Consider the following 24,568-nt stretch of genomic DNA (forward strand, 5'->3'; position numbering starts at 1 on the left):
TTGAGGCCGCTGACATTGCTTCAATCAGCTACACCAATGCTGATGGGGTGGTGGTGACATTAGATAACCTCACTGACATCCAAGCCTTCCTTGACAATGGTGACAGCATCACCATACCAGCAGGCAGCTTAAGTGCGCCTGCCATTACAGTCACTGTCATTGATGACAGCGTCTATGAGCAATCAGAGAGCCTCGTGCTTAATGTTGCCGTTGATGCAAGCAGTCCAACAGCAGCCACTGTAGGTACAGGCACTGCCACTGGTGTAATTTTAGATGAAGACCAGCGTGTCAACACCAACAACCCGAACAATCCAGATGATGTGACTGATGAAGTTGATGGCGACAAACCTGTTGTTGGTATTACTGCCGCTGATGCTCAAGCAGTTGAGGGGGTAGACAATACCTTAGTATTTACTGTGGCTCAAAACAACCTCAGTAATTTTGATACTACTGTTAAGGTCAGTTTAAGCAATAGTACACTCATCGCTACTGATATTGATAGCATCAGCTATACCGATGCCACTGGTGCAGTGATCACGCTGAACAATACTATCGATATTCAAAACTTTCTCACAAATGGCGACAGTGTCAAGATACCAGCAGGTAGCACGAGCGCCCCTGATATTACAGTCACCGTCGTCGATGATAATATTTATGAGCAATCAGAAAATATCGTACTTACGATCAGTAATGCGTCTAATGCCACTGTTGGCAGTAATGCTAGTGCCACAGGTATCGTACTTGATGAAGACAACGGGAACCCTAATGACGGTAGCACCACTGATGGTGACAAACCAGTGGTCAGTATTACAGGTACAGTAAACCTAAGTGAAACCGCAGCCAATGGGTCGGCAAATACGGCTACTTATACGGTTAGCTTAAGTAATCCAAGCGCCCTGGATACCAGTGTGGTCGTCAGTATTGCTGCAGGATCTGCAACCGGTAATGGTACAGATTATATTGCTCCTGTTACCCAAATAGTCACTATTCCAGCCGGTCAAACGTCAGTCAATATTACTGTACCATTAGTTGATGATACAAATTTTGAAGGTCCTGAGAACTTTACTGTCAGTATTTCAAGTATTGCACCAGTATCGACAGGCAACGTGACTATTGATCCTGTAAACAATACTGTAAACACCACGATCTATGATGATGGTACGACTGATGGCACGACTCCAGGCGGTGTGAATGATAATATCGTGCCAGTAGCAGTAGCAGACACCCTCACGCTAACCGAAAATGTGAGCGTTGGTTCAAATTCCGGTAACGTGTTAACCAATGATAATTTGGGCAACACACCGACTCAAAGCTTTACTTGGGGTACAGAGTTTGCAAGCTACGGTAGTATCACTAAAAACCCGGACGGCACTTACAACTACGCGCTCAGTAACGGCAATACGGACGTACAAGCACTGGCAATAGGTGAGACGTTGACCGAGACGTTTACCTATAGCTTTAGAGACCAAGATGGTGAGTTGGCAAACTCAACGCTGACTATCACTATTACCGGTACCAATGACCAACCAAGAATCACCAATGGTGCTAGTCTAAATGGCGTCATAGACAGCAGACAAATCACAGAGCAGACAGATGATACCTCTGTTATTACGCAAACAGGTACCATCAACTTTACTGACGTTGATACGAGCAATGAGTTAACACTCATTTATCTAAAAAATCAAAACATCTTTACCTTTGGTTCTAATACCGCATTGACGTCATTAACAGCTGATCAACAAGCGGCACTAGAAAATATATTTAGCGTGAATCAACCATTAACGTCTAACAATGAGGCGAGTTGGAATATCAACGCTTCCTCTGCTGCGCTTGACTTTATCCCGCCTGGTGAGACGGTAACGATTCGCTATGCCGTACAAGTCAATGATAATGAAGGGGTCACGACTGTCGCTAATGGCAATCAACCAAGTGCCAGTGATATTCGTTATGTCCAAGTCACGATCACAGGTACAAACGATGGCATTGCTCTAGTTAATGATAGTAAAACAATGCTCGAAGACGGCACACTCACTGGCAATATCTTTACCAATGATAATGATGATCCTGATATTGGAGAGATGCTGACGATAGAGAGTTATAGTGTTAATGGCATAGTAGTACCTGTAACGACAGGTACAAACGTCGCAACGGCTGTGACTATAGATGGAAATACCGTGGGTCAAATCACTATGAATAGCGACGGCAGCTATGTCTTTACGCCAACTGCCAATTATAGTGGCACTGTCCCTATCATTACGGCTAATGTGTCAAACGGCTTACCAGTTGGTAATGCTAACCGATCATCAGGTTCTGAGACGCTTAGTATTACTGTGACGCCAGTCTCAGATGCGCCTACTTTATCAGCTGTATCAGTGATAACAAACGAAGATACTGCTGTGTTACTAGGGCTAAAAGCACCTATCATTAAAGATGCCACTGATCTCACGGCAAATACAGATGATAGCCCTGAACGTATCGGCTTGATTACCCTAACTGGCATACCTAGAGGTGTGACGTTAGATTATGGTAGCGGCAATATTACGACAGCCGCTGCCAATCAAACGATTAAGATTTTATTGAGTGATGGCCCCACTGTTGATAACCCACCAGGGCAAGATGCGTCGACTATCACCATGACAAGAGCTGAATTTGAAGCGATGACGCTAACGCCACCTAGAGACAATGCTACTAATATCTCGTTTGGTATGTCAGTGACAGAGTATGAGGTTGATAGTACAGGTGCTATCGTTTCAGGAGTGGCAGGCGCTGCGTCTAGCACAACGATAAAGGTTGATGTGCAAGCAGTGACCGACAGCAGTAGTAATAATGCGGCTGGCGATGATGTCAGTACCTTTGGCTATACTACAGTGGTAGGTGATACAGGAGTTGTGTCTGGTAATACTTATACCGTGAGTGCCCAAGAAGGTGACTCTGTTGTCTTGCCAATTACCGCTGCCTTTGGTGATTTGGTAGGTAGTGGCACTAATCGCGAGACTTACGGATTTGTTATTAGCGGCTTACAGCCAGATGCGGTCATATCGTTTACTCCTGCGGGCAGCAATACAGTCACTGAATACACTGCTAACAGTAGCGGTCAGGTATTGATCGGTGTGAATGCCGCCTCACCTACATTGACCACTTTGGCCGTGAGTAGCGGCTCAGAGCCGAAGATCAGTATCAAGTCAGCCATCTATAATTCACTCGATATGAAAAATATCACCGTATCGTTATATACCCAAGACCACGATAGTGACTCTGATCTCAATCCGAATCTTGCAGGTAATCAGAGAGATGCTACTGTTGAACTCATCAGTACGGTGACAGTCGATATGACTGTAACACCTGTTGCTGGTCAAGTAGTAGCGAATGACGTTAGTACAATTGAAGACACAGCCTTCACGCTTGATGAATTTAATTTTGCAGTACTTGATGACCAAGACGGCAGCTCTGCTATTGCCGAAACCATCACTGCAATTCGATTCACCTTGCCAGAAGGTTGGACATATAACGATGGTACCACCGATATAGTAGGCGCGAGTGGTGGTACGGTGATTGTGATTACCGACACCTCTGATTTGGGTAGCTTGTCGCTTACGCCACCTGCGCAATCTTCAACAGATACTGACATTGTTTTTGAAGTAACCAGTGCAGATTTGGATGATGACGGAGGTTTAGGTGCTGTCTCGATTAGTACAACAACAGAATTGACCCAAACGGTCACGATTACACCAGTGGCTGAAAAGGTTGGTGAGGATATCGATGGTGATGGCATAGGCGACCTAACCATCAATCCAGACCATGCATATACGAATGTTGCACAAGAAGAAGTGGCCTTTAACCTTGGTGTTGATGGTGCATTTACATTGCTCACTGGCTGGACTAACCAAGACGACACTGTGAACTTTGGACAGGAAAGTTATACTACCGCTGCGAATGATTCTGAGCAGACTTATGCTCACCTAACGTTTGGTTATAAAAATGCTAGCGGCTTTGAAGCAGTTGAAGGCGCGGTCTTCACTTATAGTGATGGTACTAGCACTATTACTTTAACTGATAATGGTACTGGTGTTGATATTCCAGCTGCTTATCTTAATAGTGTGACGGTCATCTCGCCAGAAGATTATAGCGACTTCAACCTTTTCAATATTTTAAACCTTGCCGCTGATACTAAGACAGCGGTCAAAGTAGAAGCCAAAACCATCGATTATGATGAAGATACAGGACTTGAGGTTGAGGCCATCAGTGGTGAGAGCTATTTGACCTTTAAAGTGGTAGGTGTGGCTGATAGTGTCTCACTGGGCGTTGACCCCGCTTACGGTAATGAAGATCAAGCACTTGCTGGTGGCAATATGCGTGACGGGTCATCGTCTGCTGTCGTTAATCCAACGAATGGCATTGCGTTGCAAATTCGTCCAAGCTCACGTGATGATGATGGGTCTGAAACTTATAATGTAACCATTGCAGATATTCCAGTAGGCGCGAAGCTGTATGCCGATAACAATGGCACCATTACTGAATTAGATACCAGTAGTGGGACGGTGACAATATCAGATTATACCAATGACGTGACCCGCCTTTATTTTGTTCCTGCTGAAAACTACAGTGGCACTGTCAATTTGAAAGTATCTGCAGTGAGTGAAGAAAGTGATGGCGATATCAGTGCATCTAGTGCCATACTCAATTTGCCTGTTACCGTTATCGGCAAGGCGGATCTTATATTAAATGATACGCTAGCCACTCAAACCGCTACAGTCACAGCCGCTGACGGTCAAGCAACCACGAAGGATTATACCTACGTAGGTGCTGAAGATGCTGGTAATATCGCGTTATCAGCGTTTTTCTCTGATTCAGCTAATATTGCTGCTTACGATAACGATGTACCCACTGCCGAACAAGTCACTTATAAAGTGACCGGTTTGCCAACAGGGTTTAATATCACTGGCGCCGTATTCTTAGGTGGTAGCGGGCTTACGCGTAGCTGGTCTGTATCTTTAGATGCACTAAAAAATGGTACAGCGGAACTGGTAACGCCTAGCAACTTCGCTGGTGAAGTCGATTTTACTATCACTGGTACAACCACTGAAACCATCTCTGGTAATAGTGCCACGCATAATACTCAAAACGTATCTGTTCTAATAACGCCAGATGCGTCTGATAGTGTAGTGGCCAACCCACAAGTGCTAGCGACAGAGGATGTGTGGACGACTGTCAACTTCCTTTCTGCTTACAGCAGTACGGATACCACGGCACTAGCAAACATTGCGACTGGTTACGAGGCACTAGAAACCGTCATTTTAAAAGCTGATGACTTAATCAGTAGGGAAGTCGCATTGCGTGTTGATAACGTTGAAGTCACGTTGGTGGCAGGTGAGACATATGTCTATACGCCAGATCAACTCATTGAGATTATGTACGATGATGACAAGCGTCATAGTGATGACAATGTCACCATACCTTTTGATTACACGTATACCGACACGGCTACATTAACAGATGGTTCAACCATCACCACAACGTCACCAGTCATTACTGGCAAAGCGGTAAATGTTACTTTCCAAGCCGTTACTGACCAGCCGACTCTAACATTGACGCCTATAACATTGACAGGGGACACGGCTCCTAATAATACTATTGATAATAGTGGCTCAAATGATACAGCGTCGGTCACAGTTTCACTAACCTCACCTGATCAAGATGGCACAGAAAGCTTTACCCGTCTAGAAATCAGCAATGTGCCGGATGGTATTTTGGTAGTAGGGGGTATATTGGCAGGTAGTATTTGGTATGTGGATGTGCCAGATACTACGATAACAGCTTTAGCACCAACCCCAACGTATGAGTTGGTATTTATCAGAAATGAAGACATATTTAATATACCTGAAGGGGTGTTTGATATTACGGTCGTTGGGGTCACTCAAGATATTAACGGCGATGGTATTGACGGTAATGAAGTAAAAGTTTCAGAGAATTTCTCAATTACGCTAGCACGAGTTGATGGTACTGGTATAAACCCTGTAGATCCGGACTTGATTAATACGCTTGAGGTAACCCCCTTATCTCAGTCAGAAGACGCCCCTATTGTATTGTCTACTTTAATCAATGCGACGCTAAACTCTGACCCCACAAGTGCGGTGAGTGCTTACAGCTTCACATTGACTAACTTACCAGATGATACGGTATTGACCAGTAGTAACTCAGATGTGCAGGTACAGAAAATTGCAGGTCAATGGATTATCAGTGTAGAGGCGAGCGCCAACTTAACGCCGAATGAAGCACTAGCAGCAGTGACACTGACACTGCCTGCTGACTTTAGTACCAATGAAGTCGGTCAAGAGCTGGTCTTCGATGTTGAGTTCACGGCATTGAACGATCAGGGTTTAGATGACAATCTCAAAATTGAGAATGTTAAAGTTGAAATCAGACCTATTACTGATGCTTTTGATAACGATGGTCAGACTTCAGCCGTTTCAACCAATGAAGACACGCCAATTGCGATTAATATCAACTTAACCAATACCGCAGACGGTAATTATGTTTCACTAGTTGATGGTAAGCTTTATCTACAATTAAATGAGGATGGTTTAACGGATGATAGAGGCACCACTGGTGTATTGACTGATGACAATGGTGTTCCCTTAGTGTTAGTCACTTTAGCGGATGGTGAGGTTGGCGGTATTCCGGCTGGTGACTATTATGTAGTTAACGTGGCCGATACAGATGCCGCTATCAATGGTGTAAATCCTGCAGGTAGCATTACCGTCAACTATACACCTGCTGCTAATGAAGACGGCACAGCAATCATTAATGTTTATGCTGCTCATGAAGAAGTTCATGATATCAGTGGTCATGACAGTGGCACATTAACTTATGAGCACAGCTATAACGTCACCGTTACGGCGCAACCAGATGCGCTTAGTATCGCTGGGGTCGGTAATGATGATCAAGATAATAACCCGTTAACAGTGACTGCTACGGGTGATGAAGATACTCTAATAGCCATACCGTATCAGATAGATCAAGTTGATGAGGGAGATGTGGCAGCCAGTATTACACTGGATGAAGTGCCTAATGGCTACTTGGTATATTATGTCAATGCGTCAGGAGATCTAGTTTTAGCCAGTAATAATGGTGTGTCAGCAACTAACGCTGACAATAACTCATGGTCAATCGATGCGAGTAAACTGCAAGCTGGCACGGATAATATCTTTATTTCGGCGCCAGAAAATGAAAGCGGTGTCGTCACGGGTATTGAGATGAGTGTGGTTAGTAATAGTGGTATAGTGAGTGCTCCGCTTGCAGTGACGCTCGATGTGACACCAGTTGCTGATGCTATCGAGTTCAGTCCTAGCTCTGTGATTGGCTCTCAAGGCAGGTGGACAGCGCTTAATTTAAACGCGGCTATGGTCGATATTGATGGCAGTGAAACGGTTAATGTGATACTGACGGGCACTAACCTGACTGGTAATGTGCTCGATGTGAAAACCAAAAGTGGCACTGCTATAAACAATGTTACGTTTAATTTTGATAAAGTTACTGGCACTGGCACTTATACCATTATAGGTGTAACACCAGATCAGTTGAACGAATTGCTTGTGAAATCAGCCGTACCATATACAGGTACACTACAGATTAGCCTGCAGACGATTGAATCAGCCAATGACGATAGCCTGACTACAGCAGCAGCAGCTCTACCTGTTAATGTTAGTTCGACGTTGTTTTTTAGTGGAACCACTGAGGATGATGTCTTGATTTCAGTTAATCAAACTGCTGCGCTTAAATACTCTGGTGGCAACGGTAATGATACCTTTATCGGTGGTAGCGGTAACGATACCTTCAATGGCGATGCGGGAGATGATATTTTAACCGGTAATGCGGGTAACGATACGATCAACGGCGGTGCAGGTAATGACACTATTAGTGGTGGGGCTGGTAACGACACGATCGATGGTGGAGCAGGTGACGATATGATAGATGGTGGTACGGGAGCCGATACACTCAGAGGCGGTGCAGGCAATGATACAATTGTCTTTGCTGCGGACAATATCTTGATGGATGGTGGCACTGGTATCGACACCATACTCATCAATGAAAATAGCACCACCATTGATTTTGGTACTTTTGATTCATCTAAGTTTGAAAGTATTGAAGTCATCGATATGACAGGTAATGGCGCTCAAGCGCTTACCAATCTGTCGACCAGTGACGTGCTTGATATTATCAATGATACAATACTCACTGATAAAGATTTGATCATCAAGGGTGATGGCGGTGTTAATGGTGATTCAGTGACATTGACCAATGAATGGACGGATACAAATACTACGGTATCACAGGGTGGTATTAGCTACGATGTCTATAGTTTCTCGGATACCAATGGAACGCATGATCTGTTGATTCAGACTGATATTACGACCAATATTATTATATAGGTCCATTTAGCTAGTACAGAATGTGACTTTTATCTTCTATAAAACGCCATTGGATCAAATCCAGTGGCGTTTTTTTGAGTGTCATCTACGAAATAGCATGCTTTAATAACTGGCCAGCCCTCCTTGCTCAGTTGCTTATTCAATTACTTATTCGCTCGGGTCTGATCCTGGTGGAAAGTCATGGCGCAATTGTGCGACATTAGCAGTGGTAACCGTGTCAGTGAAATTGTTCAAATCATTGTGCACGTATTGTGTGACGGCGGCTATCTGCTCATCATTCATCATGCCATGGAACGATGGCATACCGCGCAGGCCATTGATTATTACGCTAATAATATAGTACTTTGATTCCATTTTGCTGTTGTTAGCTAGCGGTGGATAGTAACCAGCGCCTTGTGCGCCGGCGCCTGTCGGCATGTGACAACCTGCACAGGAGTCATCGTAGAGCTTTTTACCATTGGTCGTGAAAAACCCCGTTTTGCCTTGTGTGCTGCCTTCAAATTTAGTGAGCCATTTCTGCATGCTAGCATCATCGCTCATTTTTGGTATTGAGCGTACATCGACGATATTGCTGGCGGGTTCAGCCAATTCTGCTTTGGACATATACACGCCGCCCCATGCGCCTTGATTGCGACTGGCCTGATTGTCAAAACTGCTGCCGAAACTGCTGTTAAATAGCATGGGCGCTGTCTGTGGATTGGCGATAGTGGCTACATCTTGTGTTCTATTCTGACTACAGCCTGACAATGTTGCCAATGTTAGCAACGCGATCGATCCGCCAACTGTGAGCTTCATTATGGTCTTGTCTGAGCCGGACGATATATTTGGGTTTGCTGTCATTATATTCATGATTGTTCCTAATGTGCCTAGTCTCATTATTAACACCCTTGCTTCAACGCTAGATCTATCATACAAAGGCTTATGATCTAGATTCTTGTCGTTCTAAGGCTTGCTATCCAAGCTTTTTGGCCTTTTGATGCAAGCGTTTGGCGGCATCCATACCTGATAGGATTGCGCCTTCTTGCCACGCAGGAATGTGCGAACAGTGCTCACCTGCCAGTACGATGCGGTGGTCAATCTCGCAGAGGGTTTCGTAATATTGCTTGCGACTGGACTCGCTCCAGATACCGTAACAACCAAGCGACCAAGGGATTCGGTGCCATGCAACCGAAGTGCCCGAGCGGAACTCTTTGTTATATTGCGGATGAATCTGTTTGCCATAGGCAAGCGCCGCGTTGATACGCTCTTTGGGTGTTAACGAGTTAAACTTGTACGAAGTTTCGCCAAATCCATAAGCACCAAGCAGTACACCTGAGCCTGTGCTAAACATATCTTGTGACGGATAGGAGATTTGGGTAATCGGTAGATCAGTATAAGTGATGCCGCCATAGATCCATTCATCCTCTTCCCAAAACCGCCGTTTGAACTCCAAGCCTACTTTATACGAGCTATCATAAGGGACGGCTGCCATCGCTTTCTTCATTGGAGCGGAGACGTTGATATCAATTTGAGTCAGTATGGATAAAGGAATCGTACAAATGCACCAATCTGCGCGCACCGTTTTGGTGGCACTGTCAGGGCTGTTGCTATCGACATAAGCAACAGTGACGCCCGTCTCACCTTGATTGATTTTAGTGACTTTGGCATTAAAGGTAATCATATCGCGGCACTCACGCGTGAATGCATCACCGATTTTTCCCATGCCGCCGACAGGCTGAAACATCGTTGGTTGATGCACATGCACAGTATAGTTGCTATAAATGTCCGACCACATGCCTGAGTCTAGTAGCTTATCCATCGGTATGGGCGTTGATGGCTTGGCATCAGGCATCAAGCCGCCACCCGGATACACACTATAGCCGCGATGCTTACCCGTCTCATGGCTTTTGACATAGCGATAGTTATTATCCAGAACGCCCCAGCCCTTTAGCCCTTCGAGTAGTTTTTCTTTATCCTCCTTATTAACGGTATTATCAAGACTGCCTTTATTCACCGCTTTGGATAATAACTCTGAGACATAACCACGAATATCGCTCTGTACTTCGCCCAAACGCTGCGGTGCACCATTGAAGTGATTGGTACGGTGTAGGTAAGCGCGATCATTGGTCTGGATAAAGGGTTGCAATGCCACACCAAACTTTTTGCAGTAATGAAAGACCGCGTAGTGATGGATGGGCAATCGCCATGGCCCACCATTAAAATAATTGCCTTTTTTGAAGTCGCACGTGACCTCAGCACCGCCAAGCTCCGTATATTTATCGCCGCTATTCAGTGTCCAGCTACGTCCGCCGCCGCGGTTTTGATACTCAAGCACAGTCACTTTATAGCCTGCTTTGCGTAGCTCATAGGCGGCAGTTAGCCCGCTCAATCCCGCGCCTAAAACCACGATACTGGCGCCAGCAGGGGCGCCTTTCAGATTCATTTCTTCTTTAAAGCTCGATTCGGATGCAAACCCCAACGTGGTCATCGCTTGATACATCGCGGTCGCGCCTGCGGTCTTGCCTATCATGGAGAGCAGTTGCCGCCGTGTGGGAGATTGGAGCAGGTCATTCATAGGATTATCCTTATCGTGCTGGTCTTTGCCATATGACAAAAGGCGAAGATTAGGGCACATTTTTTATCATTAGTTTTAATGCCAATTCTTAGGGTTAGCTTTTTTCTTTAATCACGCGCGTGACATCCGCCGCGCTGACATTGCTGTTTGGTAAACCACCAAAGGTGACTCGTACATAGTTAGTAATGCTTGCAATCTGTGTAGGGCTTAAATCTTTTGAAAAGCCGGGCATCTTTGGTGCTGTGTTAAAAGCTCCTTTTGCCCCAAAGGCAATCACCCCAACGAGTGCATCAGGTTTTACACGGCGAATACTACTCAGACCAACGATAGAAGCATAGCGGGCATCGGGCTGGGCGTAACCATCGACGCCATGACAGCTGGCGCAATTTGCTAGATATAAGTCTTTTGGCGAGTTGCTGTCCAAGTTATTATTGCTGCCGCTATTGTTGACACTGCTGACAGTATTCGTTTTGGCCTGCGCCAGATAGTCTTTTTGCTCAAGTAAGTTATAAGTAATGGAGTTGCTGACTGGCTGCGGTAGGCGAGATACATTGACAGGTATCAAATAGTCATCGGTCTTAATGGCTGGGACGACTTTTAGATAAGATGCCATCGCGATCAGGTCTTCGTCAGTGAGGTAGCGCGTACTATGTGCCACGGCTTCCGCCATTGGCCCGGCCGCATAAGCGCGCTTATCAAGCGTTCCTGTACGCAGATAAGTTACGATGTCCATTTCGCTCCAAAGGCCGATACCTGTGTCGTTGTCAGGTGTGATATTTGGGGCAAACCATTTACCGAGTGGCGCCCCAGATAAATAACGGTCTTTATCAAGGCCTTGGGTTAGGTTACGCGGCGTATGACAGGTGCCACAATGCTCTAAGTTATTGACCAGATATTCACCGCGTTGCTGGGTTGTAGTCAGCCCTGAGCGATTTTCGGTAGAGGGCACATTGATGACGTTCCATGCCAGCATTAAGCTACGAATATTTAACGGGAAAGGCAGGTGCGTGGTTTTTTCAGGGGGTTTGTCTACGATAGGTACGGTCTGAAAGTACGCGAACAAGGCACTGATATCATCATCCGTTAGACCATGATAGGACGGGTAAGGCATCGCAGGATAGATCTGATGACCGGGTGCACGACCTTTGCGTAAGGCTTTTTTAAAATCTGCCTCAGTATAATTGCCAATACCATAGCGCGTCGATGGTGTGATATTGGTCGAGTAGATATTGCCAATCGGCGTCTCAATCGGCACGCCGCCACTATAGTCCTCACGGTGGCAGGCCATACAGTCGGCGCTGCGTGCCACGTAAGCGCCTCGATTGGCAAGCGCACTATTAGCGGGGCTGACATTTGGTAGGGTTATTCTGCTAGGCAAAGTGTCCATTGGCAAACTGACCGTGTCTGCCATCACTACGGTAGACACTAAGCTAAATCCCAGTCCCAATGCTACTGCCAATGAAAACGACAATGTTGGCATGACGGCAGAAAGTGGTTTCATAACGTCCTTATAGTGCTGATAAATCATCCTTAATCCCTCATCCTAATATGCCTGCAATTCGCCAGTCGTGTCTAGCAAAATAAAGCAACGTGATATCTATACACATTCAAAAAGCACTGCCGTAAGACTAAAGCTTACTGTCTGGCAGCTTCCACCTTAATATTTAAGTTAAGATTTTTGGTCAGTCCAAACCAGACAAATTTGTTTATATTCCATTTTGTGCGATCAATCGTCGCAGTGAAGTCGCCACCGCAAACGTCCTTCTTAAGTCTTGGGCTTATAGAGCAATTGAATGTGGCAGCCGTGAGACTAATGGGATGTGTCACGCCATGTAGAGTCAACTTGCCATCGATACGTGTTACCTTCGGACTTTTCTTATTTTGATCAAAATGCCACTTCGTCGACTTAAATTGCGCCGAGGGAAATTTTTTTGCATCAAAAAAATCTGGTCCCGTCAGGCTACTATTAAAAGAGGGGTTACCCGTATTGAGGGAGTCTATCGGTATGATTAATGAGATGTCGCCTGTTTGTCGACTTGGGTCGTATTGCAATTGACCTTTGATATCATAAAAGCCACCAGTAGTGGCAGAGGTCTTGAAGCGTTCAATGGCAAATCGTATGTGCGTATTGGTAGGGTTGATGGAGTAACTGGCGGCATGACTGTCATCGATAGTGCTGATGAGTAGTAATGGAACAATCAACAAGGCGTAGATGTGCGAGATTTTTTGTCCAATGCATAAGAGGTGCATGGCTACATTCCTTTGTGGGCTATCGATATATATAGCGTTTTATTAACGAGCGCCATCCATGGTTTTGCTCAATACTAAGCCAGTTCTCACTTATTATTTATACATTGTTTTTCAAATGGTTAGTAGTGTTATTTTAGTAAATATATAACCGCTGGTTTCAGTTATATCTAAACATTCATATCTAAATGTTGGGTGTCTGAGTGTTAGACAGCTTTATATCAGTACGGTTTTTATGATTGTCGGTATTTTTAGTTTTATTTGCTATCGAGTGTTTGAAGAAAAGAGTGGCAAGCGCACACGCTATCGTCAGTGACAGCAGCATCGAGACCAAAGTATGGCTAAAGAAATGATCGCCAAACAGCATTTTATATAGCCCCATTGTCCATCCCAAGACTGTGACTGTGGTAAATATTTGATAGCGGTATTTTTTTAACGTTGGCAAAAAAGCCAATCCATATAAGGAAAACCCTGCGCTGGCGTGAGCCGCTGGGAAGCATCTGGCGGGCGTAGCTGCTACGATATTTTGCCACAGGTTAAGGTAGGGCAAATCACCGTTAAAAATAACCAAGTCATTTGGGCAGCTCACATGGGTGACGCCTTTGAGCGTGGCAATGCTAGCCGGTACAATCGCGATTATAATCAGTAGATAGCCAATCTCTCGAATTGGTAAAGGAGGCAAAAATCTATCAAATTTACGGCGATGCTGCGAGGCGGCGTCAGGCAAAGGTTGTCGGTACTTTATGATTAACACTGCTATGAGGTAGACCGCCAGTAGGATCAGTAGGGCTTTGGGCAAATCATAAAAGATAAACGCATAAGGCTGCGCGCCTTTTTCTAGTAACCAGTGTCCATTGCTATAAAAAAGCGCACTGATACGTATGTCCAACTGGCTATGCTCAAAAACCAAGGTGGCAATGATGGTCACGCACAGTAATTTTAGCCAGTCCCAAGCCATTGAGTGGTTTTCTAAAGTCATGGATACACCTGATAACGTATATTAAGTGATGATAGATTCCAGCATGTTGCTATAAAAAGACAGACAGCGCCATTAACCATAAGACGGTTAAGAGAAACAACGACAAAAACTGCGCAGCAGAGCCGACATCTTTTGCTATTTTTGCGAGTGGGTGCTTGGCGGTTGAGGTATGATCGACGCAAGCTTCAATACCCGTGTTAATCAGCTCAACAATCAAAGATAAAAAAGACGCGATGACTAGCATCATTTTTATACTCATTGCAAAAGGCATAAAAGCGATAGCCACAAACAGGGCAAAGTTGAGCCACACGACTTGTCTAAAAGCTGCCTCAAACTTGTATGCTGCCTTAAATCCGTCTATTGAATAGCCAGCAGCTTTTATAATTCGGTAAAAGCCCGTTTTGCCTTTGGCGCTCTCTGCAAAGCTATCAGGCGTGAGCGCACTGTTATGTGCTACCTGCTTGATAGGGCTGTGACTGGCTGGCTTGTTTTCAAGATTAATAGGGGTAATTTTATTCATATAGAATTCTTAATCGTCTATTAATATCAAGGTACGCGCTCGGCTTTGTATGACCAAAAAAACAGTCAGGCAAAGTCGATATCGCTTGAGTATAAGACGAGAGAGATTAAGAAAATGTTAAGAGCGTAAGCAGAAAGGAAAATAAAGAATGATTCGGACAAATGGCATAAATGGCATTGCCCGCCAGTTCAGTGGGCAATGGTTAAATAGAAATTGTGGTGATAGTAAGCGAAGTACGGTTATTTATAATAAATAATAAAAGTGCTGCCGCCAGACGGATTGGCTTGATGGGTCAGCTGCCAGCCCATATGAGACATGATGCGTTGTACGATACTCAGCCCCAAACCTGAGCCTTCAACCTTGTGATTGATATCGTGCTCTGGTGACAAGGCTGTGCCGGTACCCTCGTCTTGATAGTCATGAGTCAATCGCTCAAATCGTTCATATAGCAGCGGCATCATCGCCTCAGGAATACCAAGACCCGTATCAGTGACCATGATTTTTTCGTCATCGATAGTGATGGTCACATCGCCATCATCGGTATATTGAAACGCGTTTTTTATCAAATTGCCCAATGCCATTTTTAATAGCTCAGGACGCACATAGGTGCTATATTCTTGCTCAGCGACTACCTGACACGTGACGGTCTTGTAGCGCAGCAAATAGGTCAATCGCTGTACCTCGGCTAGAGCAGTGTTATTAATGGATGTTTGCGGTGCATCGAGCTTTTCAGGAGCGCGCGAAAGTAAGAGCAGGGCGGTGATAATCTCGGAGGTCTCACGGGCTGTATTACTGATACGATTGGTAAATTCGTTCAGGTAGCTGTCTTCTGCTAACTGTGATGCCAATACCTCAGAAGCACCCATGATGATGGTTAAGGGCGTGCGCAGCTCATGGCTGACGTCACCGGTAAACAGTTGCTCGCGCTTGAGATATTGCTCTAGCTTATGGTTTTTTTCATCAATAGCACGTGCCAACACCCCAACCTCAGATGGCATGTGCGTGAGTTCTGTGAGGTTTTTATGATCCGTTTCGACGGCTTTTTTTAAATCGAGTAAAGGCTTGATGATTTGTTTGGAGGACAAATGAGAGAATATGGCGGCAATAAGCAAACTTAAAATGACCGCTACTCTCAGGGTATCTGCAAATATATCTTCTAAGTTTTCAAAGATCTCTAAAACAGGGTAGTGACTCATCACCATCTCAACCCCTTCCAAGTACGTCAAAATGTAAGTCTGATTGCCTTGTTGATAGGCGAAAAAATGAAGGTTGCCGTGGGCTTTGCCAGACTCACCGTCTATAGTGACAGACTTCTCTTGCACCGTTGCCGTTGCTGTGGTTTGCAGGTTAGTAGGGGCACTGTCGTAGCGATAGATCTTGATGCCTGGATCGGCAGTATAAATAGAGCGATCGCCATACTTTTCTTGGCTGATATCAAGCTGCTGCAACAGCCGACCCTTGACCAATTCCTGTTCTATTCTACTTTCCGCGTATAGAAAAATACTGACAAAAGCCCCGCATAGCAACAGCGCGAATATAAAGTAGGATAATCGAAACTTATTGGCTATCGAGTCTATATTGAACATAGTAAAGAGGTACTTAATCGAAAGAGGCAATTGATATAGTGAGCGATGGTAGACCGTATGAGGTGCTGCTCTCTCAGCTATACTACCGCGTTTTCTGATTTATTGGGATCGATGATTTGGTAACCCACACCAGGCACTGTCACTATCATGGTTTTGTCAAAAGGCTTGTCGACCTGCGCCCGCACGCTATGCATATGAGTACGTAGCGCATCACTGCTCGGTATATCCAGACCCCAAACCTTTTCTTCAAGTTCTGTCTTGCTGACGACTCGCGGTGCGGCACTCATTAGGATATGTAATATCTTAAATCCAGTTGGGGTGAGCTTAATGGATTTGCCCTCGCGCATAATAGTATGTTCGCTGTTGTTCAACGATAGCGCGCCCACAGCGATACTGTGCACAAAATGATCATCCTCATGACGACGTATAAGTGCTTTGATACGGCACTCTAACTCAATCAACGAAAAAGGCTTGACCAAATAGTCATCAGCGCCGCTATCAAAGCCTGCCACTTTATCCAAAATCGTATCGCGAGCAGTGAGCATTAATACAGGCGTTTTGTCGTGCAATTCTTCTCTGAGTTTCTTACACAGCTTGGTGCCATCCATACCTGGTAGCATCACATCGAGCAATATCACGTCATAATGATTGCTTGCGGCGAGCGTTAACCCACTGTAGCCATTATGTGCGTTGTCCAGCTCAAAGCCTTTTGGCTCAAAAAACGCGTAAATATTGGCCACGATATCGGGGTTGTCTTCAATAACGAGTATCTTATACATGATGTTGACCTAAAAAATAGTGGCTACCTAAAAGATAGTGATGGCCTAAAAGATGGAGCAATATAAAAACAGATTTAGTTATTTACTTTAAAAAAGGTTGGTGCTGCCTTGACTTCATCAGTCGTGATGCCAAAAAAGCTAAGCAATGTCGGCGTAATAAAATCGTGTGATACGGGCTGACTGCTCATACTAGAGAGGCTGTCTGCATCGATGTTATTACTATCTGGTGACCAAATGACCGCAGGCACATGTTTTTGGGTATCTGGTGCAAATTTATATGGCAGACCATGCAAGTAAATATTATTTTCACCCAGACTCTCGCCATGATCGCTCATATATACCATGACTACATCATAATCTTGTTCGTAAGTTTTTAGGGTATCGATCACGTTATCCAAAAAGTAATCGGTGTACAGAATCGCATTATCATAGCCGTTGATCACAGACTGGGCATCACATTTGGACAGCTCATTGGTCATACAGACAGGTTTATACGCCTCAAATTCTTTAGGATAGCGCTGGTAATAAGCGGGGCCATGATTACCCATTTGGTGTAACAAAATAAGCGTATTTTTAGGCGTCTCTTTCTCTGAGCTGCCTGACTTAACCAGTTTATCAAAACCATCAAGCATACCAATATCTCGGCATTCAACATCGCAGTTCGGGTTGGTATCAGCCGTTTTGTAGTCCTCAAAAGCAACACGATCAGCCACGCCTTTAGAGCTAGAGTTGTTGTCTCGCCACACGACATTGACCCCTTGCTTGCTCAGCGTATCGAGTACGTTTTCATTGTACTTGGCGGTATCGATATCATAGTTCTCTCGATTGGCATAACTGAACATACACGGTACTGAGTAGGCAGTCGAGGTGCCACAAGAGACGGCATCTTTAAAGCTATAAAGGTTTGATTGTTTTGAGAGCAGCGGCGTGGTGTTGCGTGTATAGCCATTTAAACCAAAGTGATCCGCTCGAGCGGTTTCGCCAACGACGAACACCATTAACTTGGGTTTTGCAGTGCTATTAGTAGGGGCTACGTGCTTTGCATCTGTCGCATGTAGCGTGAAAGTATCAGGACGGCGCAGCTCATTGACATAATTTTCGCCAAGTTTGATCGTAGAGTAAATAGGTGTGATCGGGTTGGCATAAGAGCGCACCTCTTTATGCTGACGAAAGAAGCTGGCGTATTGGTCACCAAAGGGTAAAAGACACGCCGCGATGACTGCGATAGACAATATCAAGGTAATTGCTTTTTGTAGAATACTGCGTTGCCAAGTAAAGCGTTTTAGACGAATTTTGCTAATGATAAATGCTGGCAACACGCCTAGTATCAGCACCCGAATGACCATGCTAGGGGCAAACAATCCCATCGCCTCTGCTTGATCGGTCTCCAGACTATTGACCAGCATATTGGTATCAAATATTGTCCCGTAAGCATCGGTAAAATAACCACAGATGGCGGCAGTGATCAGCAGTGCAATTAGTACTGGTTTAGCAATCGGACGATAGCAAAGCAGCTGCAAAACCAGCCACATCAGTCCAAACAACAAGCCAGTAATAGACAGTATAAAGCCGACGTTTTTGCTAAATGGATAGACGTTTAGCACCTGCTCAAAAAATCCAATATTGGCAGTCGCCACCAAATATAAGGCAACGATGATAATAAGATAACTGAGATTTATCTCACGATTGTAGAGTTTACTCAGATAGTTGTTTTTTTTATTGGCTTTAGGCGTGTCGATTTTGGCGGTTTGAGATATTGACATATAAATACTTCTCAACAGAATGATAGGAAACGTCATTCCTTACCATAACAAGTGTGCTGTTAAGAAGATGTTAAGGTGGCAGCTTCGATGCTAATGCTTATGATATTTTGCGAGGTGTTGAGTGGTTTATAGAAAATTTTACGGAAAGATTTTGCAGCTATTCAAATTATTCAGAATTCATCATTGCTTTTAATTCAGACTGATTCTTTATGGTAATAAAACCATAGTGCATATCGATTATGGCCTTTTTTTGCCAAGACTGAATGATTTTATTGACGGTTTGTCTGGTGGTACCAAGCATAAAGCCAAGCTCTTCTTGCGATAAGCGTAAGTCTATTTTGATATTGCCATTCACTTGCTTACCATAAGTAGCGATGAGTCCCATGAGCATGCTCGCCAGTCGCGCCGATGTATTGAGTGAGGTGGCATCATCAATCCAGTCAAATGCCCTACGAATTCGCGCGCAAGTGATAAGCGCGAGATGTTTGTATAAAATTGGATACTGTTGCGCCGTTTGAATCACTACCTTTCTAGGGATAGAAATCAACGTAACCTTATTGATTGTCCATGCATCGTGGGTGCGAGGATTGTCATCTATGATAGATATCTCACCAAACCACTCGCCACTAGATAGATGCGCCAACGTCATGGCATGGCCACTAGCGCTCACATTGCATACCCTAATCGTACCCGACACGACAAAGTGTAGCGCCGCATCATCGTTGTCACCGATGGCATGAATCATTTGGCCTTTTTGGTATACCTTTAGCACCGCATCGCCTGCCAGTAGTGGCTGCACAATGGCTGGTAATTGACTAAACCATGGGTCGTTACTTAAATAATGATTGATATTCATAAGTGTCATGTTTTTGACAGATTTGGTTTTATGAAATGGTGTAAAGTAATCATTCAGGATATCTAACACAGTAAAGGAGTACACCATGCAAACAACTATGCAAACCGCGACATCGACCGATTCAACCTCGAGTGTACACCATAATATGAGCGAACAAGAGTGGCAGATGCGAGTAAATCTTGCTGCTTGTTATCGCTTAGTCGCTTCTTATGGTTGGGATGATCTGGTATTTACTCATATCTCCGCCCGCGTTCCAGGCACAGAAGATGAGTTTTTAATCAATCCTTATGGCATGCTATTTGAAGAGATCACCGCCTCCAGCCTAGTCAAAGTCAACAAAGCGGGCGAAAAAGTAGCGCCATCGGAATACAACGTTAATCCAGCTGGATTCATCATTCACAGCGCCGTGCATGAAGCTCGCGACGATGCACATTGCGTGATTCATTTGCACACCAGCGATGGGGTGGCAGTCTCAGCGCAAGAGCAAGGCTTATTGCCCATCTCGCAGCAGTCATTATTTCCTTTATCTAACTTGGCGTATCACGATTACGAGGGCGTTGCGCTCAACCCCGAAGAAAAAGTACGCTTGGTTGCTGATTTAGGTGACGCTCACTTTATGATTTTACGTAATCATGGTCTGCTAACTTGTGCTGATACAGTCGCTGATGCATTTTTGAATATGTATATTTTACAAAACGCCTGCGAGATTCAAATCAAGGCGCAGAGCGGTGGCAGCGCATTGACGCCGATACCAGCACAAATATTGGCTGGTATTCAAGCGGCATCTGAGCAGGTGACCAGAGGGGCGAATGGTGATATCGCATGGCCTGCTTTATTAAGAAAGCTGCGCCGTACTGACCCATCGTTTGAGGAGTAAGCCAATAATGATAACCTTGGACGAATGGCGACGACAGGGAGAGTATTTTACTGTTGATGATCAGCAGATTTTTACGCGGCATGCCGGAGACAAAAGTGCACCAGCATTGTTACTGATTCACGGCTATCCTAGTGCTAGTTGGGATTGGGAGGGTATGTGGCAGGTACTCACTGAGCATTATTATGTTATTACTCTTGATATGCTGGGGTTTGGGTTATCAGACAAACCCAAGAATGCTCGTTATTTAATCAGTGAGCAGGCAAATCTTTGTCAGGCTGTGTTGCGACAATTGGGTGTCAGCGACTATCATATATTGGCGCATGATTATGGTGATACAGTGGCTCAGGAACTGCTGGCAAGGCAGGTTAATACTAATAGTGAGTTTTATATCGGTAGTGTTTGCTTTCTAAATGGAGGGCTTTTTCCTGAAACGCATAAACCTATTTTGATTCAAAAACTATTGATATCACGATTAGGTCCTTTGGTGTCCAAACTCATCAATAAGCAGAAGTTCGCCAGCAATTTACAACGAATATTTGGCCCTAACACGCAACCTAAACCTGACGTTGTCGATACGCTATGGCAGCTGTTAACACATAATAATGGTTTGGCAGTGATGCACAAACTGATTAACTATATACCGCAACGTCAGCAGTATCGTGAACGGTGGGTAGGCGCTATTATCAACAGTACCGTTCCTATTAAGCTGATAGCTGGTGCTAAAGATCCGATCTCAGGTCAGCATATGATCGATCATTATCGTAAGTTGATTCCCCATGCTGATGCGACCGAAATTCCTATGTTGGGGCATTATCCGCAGATCGAAGATGCGGAAGCAATAACAGCAGTCTACCTACAGTTTAGGACCAGTATTCTTTAATAACATCAAATGTAATAAAAAACGCAGGGTATCAAAAGATGCGCTGCGTTTTTTTGTAATAAGTGCCTATCTATTTTTATATGTAAACTGACCCTATCGAATGATAGGCTTATTAAAACAATACGTTTATGTTTCTTATGATCATTATTAAACCACTAATCACCATTAGTATCAGCAGCATTATTCTAAACTGACTAATACTGATGCCAGCCAAAAAGCGTTTGCCAATGACATTGCCAATAACCGCACCCAGTCCTAATACCAGACCATACACACAGATCTTGACAGTGAGTATGCCAAAAAAGGCGTAGCTGACGACTTGTACAATACCGACAAAAAAAGAATTCGCCGTTTTGGTCGCAATAAGATTTTCTTTTTCTAGACCTGCATTCATATAAAAAGGGTTAAGAATAGGGCCGAGGCCACCCACCAATGTGCTCATAAAGGCAATGAAAAATCCCACAGGTACAAAACCGACTTTTGGCATATCAAACGTTTTACTTACTTTACCGAACTTGTATTGGAAAATGGTAGAAACCAAAAATGCACCAACCAATAACTGAATCCAGCCGGCATCCAAACGGCTAAAGACCAATGCCGCTAACCACGCTCCTACGATAGCGCTTGGCACATAGTATTTGGTCAATGACCAATCAATATCATGCCAAAATAAATAGAGCCGCGAGGCATTACTCATAAAGGTAGCCACGTTGATCACAGGTGGCGCAACCGCAGTCCCTATCATCGAAGAAGTGACTGGTATCAGCAGCATCGCACCGCCACCACCAGATACCGTAGAGATAATAAAAGCGATCATACCAGCACTAAATAGTCCTACTAAGTGCCACGTTGGAATGGTTTGCAATAAATCTAAAACAAGGGGCACTATAAAATCCTATTTCATGAGTGACATCAAGTAGTGATGTTTTGCTAATGTTGGACAGCTGACAAAAAAGTGAAGAGTGTTAAGGGCTTGTCCCTAATAACGGTTGAAAGTAGAGTAAAAGTATCTCTAAAAAAACGGTGGTCATACCTGAGTATAACCACCGCCGGAGAGACATTTAGAGACGAACTAGCAAAAACTTATGCAGCAGTTTTCTTAAAACGTTTACGATACATTTTACGAATGATTGGCATGAAGATCATGACCACGACCAGACCCCATAATGATACGGTGATTGGGCTGCTCCATAGAATAGACATCTCGCCTTGAGAGATAGAGAGCGCACGACGTAGGTTAGACTCCATAAGCTCACCTAGTACATAACCTAGGATAAGGGCTGATAGTGGGAAGTGCAGTTTACGTAAGAAATAACCAAAGATACCAAGTCCTACCATGAACACCATATCAAACGTTGTGCTGTTGATAGAGTAGACACCAACGAAGCTGATAGCAGCGATTGATGGGATTAGGATGTAGTTTGGTACGTTCAATAGCTTAGAGAAAAAACCAACCAACGGGATGTTCATGACAAGCAAGATAACGTTACAGATGAACAATGAGGCAATAAGACCCCAAACGATATCTGGCTGCTCAGTAAATAGCTGTGGACCTGGCGTGATGTTATACAACGTCAACGCACCCATCATAACTGCTGTGGTACCAGAACCAGGGACACCTAGGGTCAACATTGGTACAAATGAACCACACGCTGATGCGTTATTAGCCGCTTCTGGTGATGCTAGGCCACGAAGGTCACCTTCACCAAATTTGCCATCATCACCAGCAATTTTACGTTCACTTGCATAGGTCATTGCACTGGCAATCGTCGCACCTGCACCCGGTAGGATACCAACGAAGAAACCCATTGCACCACTACGTAACATAGCACCGATGGTGAAGAGGAACTCTTTCATATTAAATAAGCTACGCTTACCTTGCGCGACTATTTTACCACCCGTACTGGTTCTTTCGAGCAAAATCAAGATTTCACTGACACTAAAGAAACCAATAACGATCGTTGTAAATTGGATACCATCAGATAGATTGACAGAATCAAAAGTATAGCGATAAATACCCGTCACCGCATCGACACCGACAGTCGCTAGACCCAAGCCAATCAAGGCTGATACTGCGGTCTTAATCGGCTGATCACCGACCAAACCACTCAAGCAGCAAATCGCGAATACCATCAATACGAAGTATTCAGCAGGGCCAAAAGACACCGCCCATTTAGCCAATAGAGGGGCAAACAAGACCACGCCAAGGGTCGCAATCGTCGAACCAATAAACGAGGCGACCGCAGAGATGGACAACGCAATACCTGCCTTACCTTGCAGCGCTAGCGGATTACCATCCAATGAGGTCATCACCGCCGCAGCAGACCCTGGCACGTTGAGTAGAATGGCAGAAATACGACCGCCATATTCACAACCAAGATATACGGCTGCTAGCAAGATCAGCGCACTCTCTGGTGGCAGACCAAGGGCAAAAGCAAATGGTAGTAGGATTGCTACACCATTAATCGGGCCAAGGCCAGGCAACATACCCACAATCGTACCAATAAAAGCACCGATAAGCGCAATCAGTAAGTTTTTGGGCAACATCGCTACGCCGAAACCGTGCATCAAAAAGTCAAAAGTTTCCATAATAGCTATCCCATTATTCCTGATAATATTCCAAGTGGCAGAATGACGTCCAAAGCCATGTCAAATAAGACATACAGGGCGATACTGATCACAACTGAAAAGACAAGGCTTTTAACAGGATTGCCTGCAAACAGTAGACCAACCGCAAAACACATCAGGGTGGTAGCAACAACAAAACCTAAAGGCTCAAAAATCAAACTATAAATCAATAATGCACTGACACACAGAACCAGATTTCTAAGCACAACCTTGTTATAGCCTAAATCAATGACTTTGGTAAATCGTGCTGGACGAAAGGCAATAACCAAGGTCAAAAGTGCCATCAGTGAGAAAATTAAAATAGGATAGGGCCGAGGGCCGATAGGATCATAAGCAATGGGAGCAACGTAACCAATAGCTAAGTAGACCAAAAATAAGCTAAATAGTCCCATTAATCCGGAGAACGCACGTTCCATCGTCATAGAGGTATTCCTTAAATTTTAAATAAAAAGGTTGAGAGATGTCTCATC

Annotated in this window: 16 protein-coding genes; 3 read left to right on the forward strand and 13 right to left on the reverse strand. The window is 44.5% G+C overall.

Annotated elements, in window-relative coordinates; translation table 11 throughout:
• Nucleotides 1-53: 53 nt before the first annotated feature.
• Nucleotides 54-8,429: a VCBS domain-containing protein gene (locus I3255_RS02705; RefSeq protein WP_238036564.1), complete on the forward strand. Its 8,376-nt coding sequence runs from the start codon at nucleotides 54-56 to the stop codon at nucleotides 8,427-8,429.
• A gap of 147 nt (nucleotides 8,430-8,576) precedes the next feature.
• On the opposite strand, the gene I3255_RS02710 is transcribed toward I3255_RS02705, so the two are convergent.
• From I3255_RS02710 to I3255_RS02755, 10 genes are all read right to left on the reverse strand, one after another.
• Nucleotides 8,577-9,278: a cytochrome c gene (locus I3255_RS02710; protein WP_238036567.1), complete on the reverse strand. Its 702-nt coding sequence runs from the start codon at nucleotides 9,276-9,278 to the stop codon at nucleotides 8,577-8,579.
• A 103-nt stretch (nucleotides 9,279-9,381) separates the two neighbouring features.
• Nucleotides 9,382-10,983, reverse strand: coding sequence for a flavin monoamine oxidase family protein (locus I3255_RS02715; protein WP_238036569.1), 1,602 nt, complete (start codon nucleotides 10,981-10,983; stop codon nucleotides 9,382-9,384).
• 94 nt (nucleotides 10,984-11,077) lie between these two features.
• Nucleotides 11,078-12,394, reverse strand: coding sequence for a cytochrome c (locus I3255_RS02720; RefSeq protein ID WP_238037210.1), 1,317 nt, complete (start codon nucleotides 12,392-12,394; stop codon nucleotides 11,078-11,080).
• Nucleotides 12,395-12,618: 224 nt separating this feature from the next.
• Nucleotides 12,619-13,233 (reverse strand): YceI family protein, encoded by a 615-nt coding sequence (locus I3255_RS02725; protein ID WP_238036571.1) that lies wholly within the window; start codon nucleotides 13,231-13,233, stop codon nucleotides 12,619-12,621.
• Between the two features lie 181 nt (nucleotides 13,234-13,414).
• The gene (locus tag I3255_RS02730) at nucleotides 13,415-14,209 is read right to left on the reverse strand and encodes a PAP2 family lipid A phosphatase (protein ID WP_238036573.1); all 795 of its coding nucleotides are present in this window, start codon (nucleotides 14,207-14,209) and stop codon (nucleotides 13,415-13,417) included.
• Between the two features lie 49 nt (nucleotides 14,210-14,258).
• On the reverse strand, nucleotides 14,259-14,729 hold the full coding sequence (locus I3255_RS02735) for a diacylglycerol kinase (RefSeq protein ID WP_238036575.1): 471 nt from the start codon (nucleotides 14,727-14,729) through the stop codon (nucleotides 14,259-14,261).
• Between the two features lie 239 nt (nucleotides 14,730-14,968).
• Entirely contained in the window at nucleotides 14,969-16,315 is a 1,347-nt protein-coding gene (locus I3255_RS02740; RefSeq protein ID WP_238036577.1) for a HAMP domain-containing sensor histidine kinase, read from the reverse strand.
• 77 nt (nucleotides 16,316-16,392) lie between these two features.
• A complete protein-coding gene (locus tag I3255_RS02745; RefSeq protein WP_201602091.1) occupies nucleotides 16,393-17,094 on the reverse strand; it encodes a response regulator transcription factor in 702 nt (233 codons plus the stop codon).
• A 74-nt stretch (nucleotides 17,095-17,168) separates the two neighbouring features.
• Nucleotides 17,169-18,857, reverse strand: coding sequence for a phosphoethanolamine--lipid A transferase (locus I3255_RS02750; RefSeq protein ID WP_238036579.1), 1,689 nt, complete (start codon nucleotides 18,855-18,857; stop codon nucleotides 17,169-17,171).
• A gap of 166 nt (nucleotides 18,858-19,023) precedes the next feature.
• Nucleotides 19,024-19,713, reverse strand: coding sequence for a Crp/Fnr family transcriptional regulator (locus I3255_RS02755; RefSeq protein WP_238036581.1), 690 nt, complete (start codon nucleotides 19,711-19,713; stop codon nucleotides 19,024-19,026).
• Nucleotides 19,714-19,798: 85 nt separating this feature from the next.
• On the opposite strand from I3255_RS02755, the gene I3255_RS02760 reads away from it, so the two are divergent.
• Nucleotides 19,799-20,590, forward strand: coding sequence for a class II aldolase/adducin family protein (locus I3255_RS02760; RefSeq protein ID WP_238036582.1), 792 nt, complete (start codon nucleotides 19,799-19,801; stop codon nucleotides 20,588-20,590).
• Nucleotides 20,591-20,597: 7 nt separating this feature from the next.
• Complete coding sequence (locus tag I3255_RS02765; protein WP_238036584.1) at nucleotides 20,598-21,470, forward strand: alpha/beta hydrolase; 873 nt, start codon at nucleotides 20,598-20,600, stop codon at nucleotides 21,468-21,470.
• 112 nt (nucleotides 21,471-21,582) lie between these two features.
• Here I3255_RS02765 and I3255_RS02770 read toward each other — a convergent pair whose 3' ends face one another.
• The 3 genes from I3255_RS02770 to I3255_RS02780 all read right to left on the reverse strand — a co-directional run bounded on the left by I3255_RS02770 (nucleotide 21,583) and on the right by I3255_RS02780 (nucleotide 24,520).
• The gene (locus tag I3255_RS02770) at nucleotides 21,583-22,356 is read right to left on the reverse strand and encodes a sulfite exporter TauE/SafE family protein (RefSeq protein ID WP_238036586.1); all 774 of its coding nucleotides are present in this window, start codon (nucleotides 22,354-22,356) and stop codon (nucleotides 21,583-21,585) included.
• Between the two features lie 197 nt (nucleotides 22,357-22,553).
• Nucleotides 22,554-24,059 (reverse strand): tripartite tricarboxylate transporter permease, encoded by a 1,506-nt coding sequence (locus I3255_RS02775; protein ID WP_238036588.1) that lies wholly within the window; start codon nucleotides 24,057-24,059, stop codon nucleotides 22,554-22,556.
• 5 nt (nucleotides 24,060-24,064) lie between these two features.
• Nucleotides 24,065-24,520, reverse strand: a complete 456-nt coding sequence (locus I3255_RS02780; RefSeq protein WP_238036590.1) for a tripartite tricarboxylate transporter TctB family protein — start codon at nucleotides 24,518-24,520, stop codon at nucleotides 24,065-24,067.
• Between the last annotated feature and the right edge of the window lie 48 nt (nucleotides 24,521-24,568).

Origin of the sequence: Psychrobacter sp. Ps6, from assembly GCF_022129235.1 — a bacterium.
Lineage (GTDB): Bacteria > Pseudomonadota > Gammaproteobacteria > Pseudomonadales > Moraxellaceae > Psychrobacter.